Source organism: uncultured Algibacter sp. (assembly GCF_963976535.1).
Taxonomy (GTDB): domain Bacteria; phylum Bacteroidota; class Bacteroidia; order Flavobacteriales; family Flavobacteriaceae; genus Algibacter_B.
Window position 1 is genome coordinate 23,398 of the sequence record NZ_CAXBLF010000035.1, and the last position, 11,804, is coordinate 35,201.

Annotated in this window: 10 protein-coding genes and 1 pseudogene; 2 read left to right on the plus strand and 9 right to left on the minus strand. The window is 33.6% G+C overall.

All coding sequences use genetic code 11. The features are described 5' to 3' along the window. Nucleotides 1–97 precede the first annotated feature (97 nt). Complete coding sequence (dprA, locus tag AAC024_RS10430; protein WP_339895338.1) at nucleotides 98–1,201, minus strand: DNA-processing protein DprA; 1,104 nt, start codon at nucleotides 1,199–1,201, stop codon at nucleotides 98–100. A gap of 128 nt (nucleotides 1,202–1,329) precedes the next feature. Here dprA and AAC024_RS10435 point away from each other — a divergent pair, with 128 nt between their 5' ends. Then, entirely contained in the window at nucleotides 1,330–2,265 is a 936-nt protein-coding gene (locus AAC024_RS10435; RefSeq protein WP_339895328.1) for an SPOR domain-containing protein, read from the plus strand. 228 nt (nucleotides 2,266–2,493) lie between these two features. Next, entirely contained in the window at nucleotides 2,494–3,003 is a 510-nt protein-coding gene (locus AAC024_RS10440) for an acyl-CoA thioesterase (RefSeq protein WP_339895329.1), read from the plus strand. A 433-nt stretch (nucleotides 3,004–3,436) separates the two neighbouring features. Here the strand turns inward: AAC024_RS10440 and AAC024_RS10445 are convergent, their stop codons facing one another. The 8 genes and pseudogenes from AAC024_RS10445 to AAC024_RS10480 all read right to left on the minus strand — a co-directional run. Continuing rightward, nucleotides 3,437–4,666, minus strand: coding sequence for a peptidoglycan DD-metalloendopeptidase family protein (locus AAC024_RS10445; RefSeq protein WP_339895330.1), 1,230 nt, complete (start codon nucleotides 4,664–4,666; stop codon nucleotides 3,437–3,439). Next, nucleotides 4,667–5,596 (minus strand): DUF4292 domain-containing protein, encoded by a 930-nt coding sequence (locus tag AAC024_RS10450; RefSeq protein ID WP_339895331.1) that lies wholly within the window; start codon nucleotides 5,594–5,596, stop codon nucleotides 4,667–4,669. After that, nucleotides 5,596–6,957, minus strand: a complete 1,362-nt coding sequence (locus tag AAC024_RS10455) for a tetratricopeptide repeat protein (protein ID WP_339895332.1) — start codon at nucleotides 6,955–6,957, stop codon at nucleotides 5,596–5,598. Before AAC024_RS10455 ends, AAC024_RS10450 begins: the two co-directional genes overlap by 1 nt. Nucleotides 6,958–7,229: 272 nt before the next feature. Continuing rightward, entirely contained in the window at nucleotides 7,230–8,249 is a 1,020-nt protein-coding gene (locus tag AAC024_RS10460; protein WP_339895333.1) for a sugar phosphate nucleotidyltransferase, read from the minus strand. A 134-nt stretch (nucleotides 8,250–8,383) separates the two neighbouring features. Then, nucleotides 8,384–8,818: a dUTP diphosphatase gene (gene dut, locus AAC024_RS10465; RefSeq protein WP_339895334.1), complete on the minus strand. Its 435-nt coding sequence runs from the start codon at nucleotides 8,816–8,818 to the stop codon at nucleotides 8,384–8,386. Between the two features lies 1 nt (nucleotide 8,819). After that, nucleotides 8,820–10,244 (minus strand): oligosaccharide flippase family protein, encoded by a 1,425-nt coding sequence (locus AAC024_RS10470; RefSeq protein WP_339895335.1) that lies wholly within the window; start codon nucleotides 10,242–10,244, stop codon nucleotides 8,820–8,822. A gap of 116 nt (nucleotides 10,245–10,360) precedes the next feature. Further along, complete coding sequence (atpG, locus tag AAC024_RS10475) at nucleotides 10,361–11,221, minus strand: ATP synthase F1 subunit gamma (RefSeq protein WP_339895336.1); 861 nt, start codon at nucleotides 11,219–11,221, stop codon at nucleotides 10,361–10,363. A 100-nt stretch (nucleotides 11,222–11,321) separates the two neighbouring features. Beyond that, a pseudogene (locus tag AAC024_RS10480) lies at nucleotides 11,322–11,804 on the minus strand (F0F1 ATP synthase subunit alpha); the annotation flags it as partial.

Here is an 11,804-nt window from a genome sequence, read left to right on the forward strand (position 1 = left end):
CCAAATGTACATTATTATGTACGTTTTTGATTAATAATGCTATATTATTAATTTATCAAGTTATAATAGAATAATAGTTAAAACTGATACTGGCTTTCTAAATAATCTCAAACAACTTCCCAGGCAAAGGTCTAATTACACCCTTTAATTCCATATTCAAAAGTGTTCCAGAAACCTTAAAAATTGGCATCTCACAATTTAAAGCTATCATATCCAGTTGCTGTTTTTCATTGTCTTTTAAGTAGTTATAAATCACTTTCTCAGTAGCGTCCAACTCAACAAATAACTGTTTTTGTATGGCTGGTTTTTTATTACTTTCCAATTCCCAATTCAGAATATAAGGCACATCCAAAGGCGTGGTAAGCATATATGCTCTTTGATGTTTAATTAAATTATTGCATCCAACACTTTGGCCATCAGTTGTTCTTCCAGGTACGGCAAACACATCTCGGTTATACGATCCAGCAATATCTGCAGTTACTAAACTTCCTCCTTTTTCAGCAGATTCTATAACAATAGTCGCTTCACTTAAACCCGCAATGATTCTATTTCGTTTTAAAAAATTTTGTTTATCAAATTTATCAGTACTCCAAAAATCTGATAAAAAACCGCCATTTTTCTCTATGTCAACCATATATTTTTTATGCACTTTAGGGTAAATTTGGTCTAATCCATGAGCTAAACACCCTATGGTTTGCAAATTGTGTTTCATGGCTGCCTTGTGCGCTGTAATATCTGTACCGTAAGCAAATCCTGAAACAATTATGGGATTATATGGTGCCAGTTGTTCAACTAAATCTTCACAAAACGCTATACCACTTGTCGTAATCTTTCTTGCACCAACAATACTGATAATGTGCTGTTTATCTAAATCTATTTGCCCTGTTTGAAACAATAAAATGGGACCATCAATACAATGTTTTAGCTTTTCAGGGTAGTCATTATCTTTAAAATAAGAAACCTTAATGTCATTATTTTTAATAAACTCAATTTCCTTTTCCGCTTCTTTTAAATGATGTGTTTTAAACAAATCGCTTACTGTTACACTGCCTATTCCATCAATTTTCAACAGATTTTGTTTCTTTTCTTTTAAAACAGCTTCCGCAGAACCACAGTTGGTAATGAGTCGTTTTGCAGTAATATCACCAATATTCGGTACATGTTGAAGCGTTAACGTGTAAAGCAAATCGTTTTCTGTCATGCTATCTTGTTGATTTATATGCAACATTTGATAATTAAATTGGTACTGCAATAAAAGAATTTTTATATTGTTAATAAAAAGTTAGGCCTAAATTTTATTAGAAAGCACATTTTTTTAACTTTGTTTTTATGCAATTAGAAACCTACATAAGCGATTTACTATATAGATATGAGTGTGTTACCATCCCAGAATTTGGTGCATTTTTAACACAACGCGTATCAGCAACTATTGATGATGCTTCAAATAGCTTTCATGCTCCAAAAAAAGTAGTATCATTTAATGAGCAAATTCAGAAGAATGATGGTTTGCTTGCGCATTATATTGCCGATGTAGAAAAAATATCTTTTGAGGTTGCTAATAAAAAAATTACAAAACGAGTTAAGCTTCTAAAATCTTACTTAACACAAGGCGAAACCCTTACTTTCAAAAATATTGGTGAGATTGTTTTTAATAATGAAGGCAAAATTTTATTTGAGCCTAGGTATCATTTAAATTATTTAACCGATTCTTTTGGACTATCACAATTTGTGTCGCCAACGGTCAATCGTGAGGTTTACAAAGAAACCGCTAAAACTATTGAAAAAGTTATTCCAATTGCTGTAACACCAGAAAAGCGTCAATCTAAACCCTATTTAAAATATGCTGCAGTCGCGTTAATTGCCTTAACATTGGGTGGTTTTGGTGCTTCTAAATATTATGTAAATCAAATTGAAACGCATAATCAACTAGCCCAAGAACAAGCAACACAAGCCTTAGACACTAAAATACAACAAGCCACTTTTAATTTGAATCCATTTCCTGCAATCACTTTGAATGTGACTAAGCAAACTGGTAATTATCATATTGTTGCTGGTGCTTTTAGAGTTGAAGAAAACTGTGAAAGAAAAGTGAAGCAGTTAAAATCTGATGGATTTAGTGCTCGGAAAATTGGCGCCAATAAATATGGCCTACATCAAGTAGTTTACGCGAGTTACGAAGGCAGACTTGATGCTTTAAAAGCTTTACGAAACATTAAAAAAACGCATAATAAGGATGCTTGGTTGCTTGTTAAAAAGCTAGATTAGTTAACACACATTTCACTCACCTATTACTGTATTAATACTTAATACCAACTTGCTTATAAAATATCGCAAGTCGCCTCGTTCTATTTGAATATAAATGCCTTGTTCATAAATTCCGTACTGGGCTATGCAATTTAATCACAGCGTTTTTACATTCAAAAATAACTTTGTCTTTAATGCTACATTTTATAAGCAAATTGGTATAACTTTGCCACCTCATAAAAATCCGCGATGAAGGCAAAAACACCAGAACAATCTAAAACTACCATGACAGATATGGTTTTACCAAGTGAAACCAATCCATTAAATAACTTATTTGGTGGCGAATTATTAGCACGTATGGATCGTGCTGCAAGTATTGCTGCTAGGCGACATTCCAGACGTATTGTAGTAACTGCTTCTGTAAACCATGTGGCGTTTAATAGAGCGGTGCCTTTAGGAAGTGTTGTAACTGTAGAAGCAAAGGTGTCTCGCGCTTTTAATACCTCTATGGAAATTTATATTGATGTGTGGATGGAAGACAGAGAATCTGGTGCCAGAACCAAAGCCAACGAAGCCATTTACACCTTTGTTGCAGTTGATGAAACTGGGCGACCTGTAAAAGTGCCCGAAGTATCTCCAGAAACGGACCTTGAAATAGCGCGTTTTGATGCCGCTTTACGTAGAAAACAATTGAGTCTTTTACTAGCCGGAAAAATAAAACCTAGTGAAGCTACGGAGTTAAAGGCCTTATTTGATTAATGTAATAATTTGGGCGTTACTTTTTACCTGCCAGGTTTTAAATACCTTGCAGGATAGCAAAAAGTCGGGCTTTATTCGTTGGTTTCAATTTTAAATTATTGAACTCATGAATATAAATATTTCATTACTCGCCCTCCTTTGATCAGGGAGCTCAAACATTTAGCCTGCGATGAGCGTAGTCTAACCGCTCAATCTCTAACGCAAAAAAAAAGACCCTTCAGGTTTTAAAAACCTGAAGGGTCTGAAAATAAATTCGTTAATCAGAATTCCACTCTTTTTTGTTCAATTTATATTTTGAAAAGTATTCCTCAATTCATTTTAACAAAACGTTTGTGAATATCACTCCTATAATCCTCAAGGGGATAATCCATAAATTAAAAGTAGAAAATTTCATTAATGAGATCCTGAAACAGGTTCAGGATGACACTTCGTGTCACATTTTATAAATCCAACTAGCAGGATTTTCAGTGGCAGTTCCTTTAGACAAGGTAAAGCTTAATATGGTTTCTCCATTTGAAGGATTTGTAAAAACCTCACCTATAACCTGTTTCGTTTTTACTTTATCGCCCTTTTTCACATACACTTGAGATAGATTTCTGTATAGCGTTAAGTAATTCCCGTGTCGAATCATCACTATAGGGTTTACATTTTTCATTTTAAGAATCTCACTCACTTCACCATCAAAAACTGCTCTAGCTTTTGCACCTTTTTCTGTAGCAATACGTACACCGTTACTTTTTATAGTTAACGATCTATCAATAGGATGCGGTTGTGTTCCATAACCTAAGCGCACAAAACCTTTCTCAACAGGCCAAGGCAACTTCCCTTTGTTAGAAATAAAGTTAGATGCTAAAACCTCTTCCTCCGCAGTTAAAGCAAATGTTTTGGAGCTTGTTGCCTTTCCTGCTTTTTTATTTGACTTTGCAATAGCCGCTTTAATAATTCTGTCTATTTCTCTATCAATTTTATCGGCTTCTTGTTGTTTTTGTTTTATTTGAGATGCATATCTAGACAAGTTCTTTTTAATAGAAGCCATTATCGTTTTATGTTGCTTACGCTCCTTCTCTAGTGCATTTTGAACCACTCTGTTTTCAGCAATAAGTTTCTTTTTATCTTCTTGCTGTTTTAACAAACTTGTATTGGTGTCTTGTAATTCTAGAGTTTTAGACTTTATAATCTCGCCTTGTTGCTTCTGATGGTCTGAATATTGTTTAATATACTGCAAGCGCTTATAAGCTTGCTTAAAGTCGTTTGAAGACAGCAAAAACATAATTCTACTTTGCTGGTTTTTGCTTTTATAAGACTTCACTATCATAGCCGCATAATCTTCTTTTAGCTGCTTTAATTCGTCTCTTAAACTTGAAATTTTATTTTGATTAGAACTAATTTCTCGGGTTAGTAAATTAGCTTGCTGATTAGTAACTTTTATTAAATTAGATAGTACGCTAATTTTATAATTAAAATCTTCAATTAAAGATAATTCAGATTTTGCCTTGGATTTATTTTCTGATCGTAGTTCGTTAATCTTCTGGATTTCTCTACGTAATTCTTGTCGGCGTGATTCCAGTTGTTTTTGTTTATCACTTTGAGAAAAACCTAAGCTTGTAGATAGTAAAAACCCTAGAATAAAAACAATCTTATATGTATGCTTACTAACGTTCATTTAAAGCTCTATTTCTTTAAATCCTGAAGGTATTTTAAATGGGAAACGCAAGTCTTGGTTTAAAGACACATTTTTCATCTCTAATTCTACAGTCATTTCTTCACTAGCTTCAACAGCAATCACTTTAATACGTTCTGGTATAATTTGTTTTTCAACATCTTGATAGGATAAATAATCAATTTGAAGATGTTTAAACTCTTTTGGTTGCGAAATTTGTTGCGATTTTACTTTAAAGTTTGAAGGATTCAATAAAAAGAATATTTCAAATAAATCGCGCTGCTGTTTGGGCTGTACTATATATGCGTCATGATCTGCGGAAGCTATGTACGCGCCTTCCTTTAAATTAAATAACGTCTCTCCTAACAATAAATTTTGTACTTTTTCAAAATCTAATTCAGTTCCTAATAAATCACTTAAATATTTATAATCCCCATCAAAATAAGTGTTATCTAACTTATTATAGAAACTCACTTTTTCAGGAGTAACTAACGCCCTAATTACCGAGAATGTTGCGTTTATCCATAGTGCTTCATCCTTTTTAGCTCTAAAGGTAACGGAATGGGTTTGAGATTTACCTTTTTGGGTATAGGTGATTTTAAGTCTCGCTTGCAAGGTTTTAAAATCGGCAGCTTGTTTTGCATTTTCTTTTACTAATTGTTTAGTAGACAGATTATAATTTGCGTCGCCATTACTAATTGTTTTTGCAGATTTGCAATTAAACAACATAATAACAAATAAGCCTAAGATAATTTTTGAGGTTAAATACTCAAAGCCAATAGTTTTTGAGATTTTTAACGCTTTCTTTTTCCTTTTTTCTTCGTTAAAATTTGCAACCGTAACTAGGGCTATGCTTGAAAATTTATGCCTTGATAAAAGGAAAAATAAATTTCTTAGATTCTTTAAAAAACTATTAGCTTTGGGTGTATGCATCAATTTGGGGGTTGTAATTGTTTTGCCTTATCACTAAACGTTTTTGCCTTGGTTGTATTGTTTAGCAAGGTATAGGCTTTACTTAACTGGTTATAAAAATCAGCTTCCATTTTGGTGTCCTCAATAATATAATCCAACCCAGTTTCAAGAGATTCAAGAGCTTCTTTTGGCTGATTTAGTTCATTTAAAGCCACACCATTTATTAAGTAAAGTAATGCCTGAGAAGGATATGTCTCCAGAGCATCACCACTCTTTTCTTTAGCCAAATCAAACTTTTTTAAATCAATATACAGAAGCATTACATTTCGCAAAACTTCAAAATTATTAGATTCTAACTTTAATGCAACTTCAAAGTTTTCTAGAGCCTTTTCTTTGTTATTTTTTGCCAAATAATATTGCCCTAGTTCAATAACTGTTTTGCTGTTATTGGTATCGCTTACCATGGCAGTCGCTTCAATCAAATCTGTTTCGTATTCAGGGTTTTCTTTAACGAACTTTACAAAATCTGTAAGTACTTTTAATTTAGCTTCCGGCTTTATTTCAGTACTTTTAATCACTATTTTCATAGATTCAATAGCCTTTTCTGCATCATTATCATCTAAATAAAACTTATATAATGCCAAATGTACGAGTTGCGAATTCGGGTTAATTTTCAGAAGTTCTTTAGCAGTTTCAAAAGCCTTTCCTTTTTCATTATTTTCACTGTAGCGGAAAATAAGCGCCAGATAATTCGATTCTTTTTCTGGATTGTCTTCAACTCGACTTTCTAAATTCTTTATTTGGTCTTTTTTACGGCCTGTAGCTTCATAAATTCGATTCCGCATGATATCTCTGCTTACTGAAATTCCGAACTCAGCATCCAACGCATCTAAAACTTCTAAAGCGGCATCATATTCTTTGGTTCTTACATAAAGTGAGGCTAAATCTTCTTTATAATCTGGATGAAACCTTACAAGCTGCTTAACCGTTTTTATAGCTTTGTCATACTCGTTTTGTGAAGCATAAAACCCATAGAGTTCATCTAAAAACCATTCGTTATCAGGATCTTTATCAACCGCTTCTTTCAAGGCATCTTCTGCTGCTCCAAAATTTTTAAGCTTATTGTAGCTCTTACCTAATTCAAAATACAAAACGGGTACCGAATTATCTATTTCAATACACTTTTGAAAGGCTTCTGCAGCTCTATCATAATTCTCTATTCCTTTTTGCTTTAAAGCCTCGTAAAATAGCTCTTGGAATTTATCTTCGTTATCACCCAAATCGTCATCAGGCGTTTTATTAAAATCTACTTGCCCATAATTTATCTGCGGAAGCAAAAGCATTCCGAAGAGAAAAAAGAATATGTAGATTTTTTGTTTCATTATTTATTCAATTATTTGGGCGTTACCACAAGGTTCGGGCTTGAAGTTTATCCTGAGCGGAGTCGAAGGGTTGCAAGTCCTCACTCCCCCAAAAAAAGGGGTCGTTGTGGGATTTTATTCATGCTTTCTATTTTATATTAATGAATTCATGAACATAAATGTTTCACTGCAACCCCTAACGCAAGCAGCAAGTCTTTAAGCATAATTTACAGCTTCAAATTGTATTCCAAACTCAAATCTATGAGATTCCCTCCTTTGAGGGAATGACAAAATTACTCTAATACCGAATAATCTCCAATGCTTATGCTAGTAAACACACCGTCATACTTCACATGATTACCAATCATAGCGTTGTCCAAATTAGCGTTTTTAATACTTGTATGGGTCTGAATTAAGCTATTTTTAACGGTTGAGTTTTCAATAACTGTATCGTTTCCAACAGAAACAAAAGGACCAATGGTTGTGTTTTTAAGCACTACGTTTTCGCCAATAAAGCAAGGTTCAATAATATTAGAATTCTCTAATTTTGCTGAAGAAGCTACCAATTGCTCTTCACCATCAGCTTTTAAAAACCCTAGCATACGTTGATTGGTTTCAATAGTAATGGCTTTATTTCCGCAATCCATCCACTCATCAACCGTTCCTGTTTTGAATACTCTGCCTTCTGCCATCATGCGTTTAATACCATCGTTAATTTGGTATTCACCTCCATTCATAATGTTGTCGTCCAATATTTCTTGTAGCTTTCCTTTTAAAATAGTTACATCTTTAAAATAGTAAATTCCAATTACAGCTTGGTCGCTTACAAAGGTTTCTGGTTTTTCAACTAACTCAACAATCTCTTGATTTGAATTTAACTTAACCACACCATAAGCTTCTGGATTATCGACTTGTTTTGTCCAAATGACGCTATCTGCTGCTGGATCTAAATCAAATTCTGCTCTAATCAAAGTATCTGCATAAGCGATGACCGCAGGTCCTGATAATGATGGTTTTGCACACATAATAGCATGCCCTGTTCCTAAGGGTTGGTCTTGACGATAAATGGACGCCTTTGCGCCTAAATTTTTAGCTAAATCTTCTAAACTTGAAACCACATCATCTCCAAACCACGCTGGATCTCCTAAAACAAAGGCTATTTCTTCAATAGGTTGCTTTAAAACTTTAGCAATATCTTTTACCAATCGGTGAACAATAGGTTGTCCTGCAACTGGAATTAATGGTTTTGGTACGGTTAAACTATGCGGCCGTAAACGAGAACCTCGTCCCGCCATTGGTACTATTATTTTCATTCCTCTCCCTAACCCTCTCCAAAGGAGAGGGGATTTTTATTAAGATTAATATTTTGTTCTATATTTCCATTTTGCCACGAACTAATGAATGTTTTTTGTTCTGAAATCAAAAATCGTTAATCGTAATTCGTCAATCACTTCGTTCCAGTACTCCCAAATCCTCCAGAACCTCGATCAGTATCAGAAAGAGTTTCAGCCTTTTCCCATTCTGCGCGTTCGTGTTTGGCAACAACTAATTGAGCAATACGTTCACCATTATTTATAGTGAATTCCTCATTTGAAAGGTTGACTAAAATTACGCCTATTTCACCTCTATAATCCGCATCAATAGTTCCGGGAGCATTAAGTACTGTAATCCCTTTTTTAGCTGCTAAACCACTTCTAGGACGCACTTGAGCTTCTATTCCTATAGGAAGTTCTATAAATAGTCCTGTACCTACAATACTCCGTTCTAATGGTTTTAAAACTCTAGCTTCTGATAAATTGGCACGTAAATCCATACCTGCTGATGCTATGGTTTCGTATTGTGGTAAATCGTGTCTCGATTTGTTTATTATTTTAATTTGCATACTATTTTTTTAACAATTGTTTTATTTCGTTTTTTTCTATGAAAACAACGAGCCCCAAAAATACTAAAACTAACATGGTATTTATATAATAGTTAGCATTTGTGTTTAAAGCAATTACAGATAATATAATTGCAAATAATAAATACCCTAAAATGCTTTTAAGACTATAAGGAACTGGATAAAATTTTTGCCCTAATACATATGACGCTATCATCATGATACCATAAGCTAATAAGGTGGCCCAAGCTGCTGCGATAAAACCTATTTTTTCTATCATAACAACATTAAATACTATAGTTATAGCTGCACCTACTAGAGACAAATACATGCCGAAAAGCGTCTTATCTGTTAGTTTGTACCAAATAGCTAGATTAAAATAAATACCTAGGCATAAATTAGCTAACAACACAATGGGGACAATATCTATGGCGATCCAGTAACTTTCATCTCTTACAATAAGAACTTTAAAAATATCTAAATAAGCTATGATAAAGATTAACATAGCACTTCCAAAAATAACAAAGTACTTCATTATTCTAGCATAAGTTTCTTTGGCATTTTTCTCTTTAGAATGATTAAAAAAGAAAGGCTCAGCACCTAACCGAAACGCTTGAATAAATATAGTCATGAAAACGGCTATCTTATAACAACCGCTATAAGCGCCGTTAATATCTTTTCCAAGCACATCCGGTAAAAGCCACTTATCAAAATTCTCATTGATAACATAAGCTAAACCAGCCACCATTATTGGTAATCCATAGTTTAATAGTTGTTTAAATATTGTTTTACTAAACTGTAATTTTGTTTTTAAAAAATATGGTGATAACAATAGAAACGTGACGCCGCTTGCAACCAAATTGGCAATGAAGATATATTTAACTAAGTCATTACTGTCATAATTTGGAAAACCTATACTATATTTTGGTATTGCCCATAGAAAGAAGAAGTTCAAAACTACTACCGTAAGTATATTGACTATTTTAATTGCAGCAAATTTGATTGGTCTTCCTGTAGCTCTTAAGTAAGCAAACGGAATTGCAACAATAGTATCTAAAACCAGTATCCCTATTAAAAGATTGAAATAATTTTGATTTAGATTCACCAATTCAGCTAGCTGTTGATTGAAAATTAAAACAACTGACAGAAACAAAACTGCCGTAACTGTTAAACTTATCATTGCGGTTGAAAACACTTTTTGCTTTTCCTCACTTTTACTGAAAAATCTAAAAAAAGCAGTTTCCATACCATAGGTTAGCAGCACATTAAAAAATGCCGCATACACATAAAACGTTGTGTTGTCCGAATAACTTGAAGTTTCTAAAGTGCTTGTATGCAGTGGTACTAACACAAAGTTCATTAGTCTTGGCAAAACAGTTGCCAAACCATATATGATGGTATCTTTAAAGAACTTCTTTAGTGTGCTCAAAAACTATTTATTTATAAAGTTAAAAATAGTGTTTTTATAACAAAAAAACCTAACTCGTTAAAGTTAGGTTTTTATAAATTTATGTAAGATGCTGAAACAAGCTCAGCATAATAATATTAATTATTCAAAGCTTCCGCTCCACCAACAATTTCTAATATTTCGTTAGTAATTGATGCTTGACGTGCTTTATTGTAAGTTAATTTAAGTTGATCTCTTAACTCAGTAGCGTTATCAGTTGCTTTGTGCATGGCTGTCATACGCGCACCATGTTCACTTGCAAAAGAATCTCTAACACCTTTAAACAATTGTGTTTTTAAAGACTTAGGAATAAGCTCTTCAACAATTTCTAATTTTGAAGGTTCAAAAATGTAATCTGCATTAACGTGAGCCGCACCTTCAACAGGAACAATTGGTAAAAACTGTTCAGTCATTACAATTTGAGTAGCTGCATTTTTAAATTTGTTATAAACAATTTCGATTTTATCAAACTCGCCAGCAACAAATTTCTCCATCAATAACTCTGCAATTTCAGCAACATTATCAAACGTTAAATCATCATAAACTTCACTTTTATTAGCAATAACACTATTAGTCTTTTTAAAAGCATCATTTCCCTTTTTACCAATAGCTAGATAAGAAACCTCTTGATGGGCATAAGTTTCAGAAACCAATCTGTTAATTTCTTTGATGATGTTTGAGTTAAAAGCACCTGCTAAACCTCTGTTTGAAGTAATAGCCACTATAAGTACTTTTTTTAATTCACGTTGCTCAGAATATGCACTTCCGGAATCTGCATCTAACGTTGCGCTTAAACTTTGTAAAAGTTCAGTTAACTTATCTGCGTAAGGACGCATTGCCGTAATAGCATCTTGAGCCTTCTTTAACTTTGCAGCAGACACCATTTTCATAGCGCTGGTAATCTGCATCGTTGAAGATACTGATGATATTCTGTTACGTATTTCTTTAAGATTCGCCATTGGCACCACCTAACCTCCCCAAAGGGGAGGGATTTTGTTAGTTATACTTTATGATTGCGTCCTCCTTTTAACTCCTCCCCTTCGGGGAGGCTGGGAGGGGCTATTTATACTTAGCTGATAAATCTTTTGCTACAGCGGTTAATGTATCTGTAACTTCATCAGTTAATTTTCCTGCTTTTAAAGTACTAAGTACATCTGCATGCTTCGCTTTTAAGAATTCTAAATAATCGCTTTGAAATTCTTTTACTTTTTCAACAGGCACATCTCTTAATAAGTTTTTAGATCCGGCATAAATAATAGCTACTTGATCTTCAACTGTAAACGGATCGTTTTGAGCTTGTTTTAAGATCTCCACGTTACGCTTTCCTTTTTCAATTACATTTAAAGTAACGGCATCAAGGTCAGAACCAAACTTAGCAAACGCCTCTAACTCACGATACTGTGCTTGATCTAATTTTAAAGTACCTGCTACTTTTTTCATTGATTTAATCTGAGCATTACCACCAACACGAGATACCGAGATACCTACATTAATTGCTGGACGAACACCAGAGTTAAATAAATCTCCATCTAAGAAAATTTG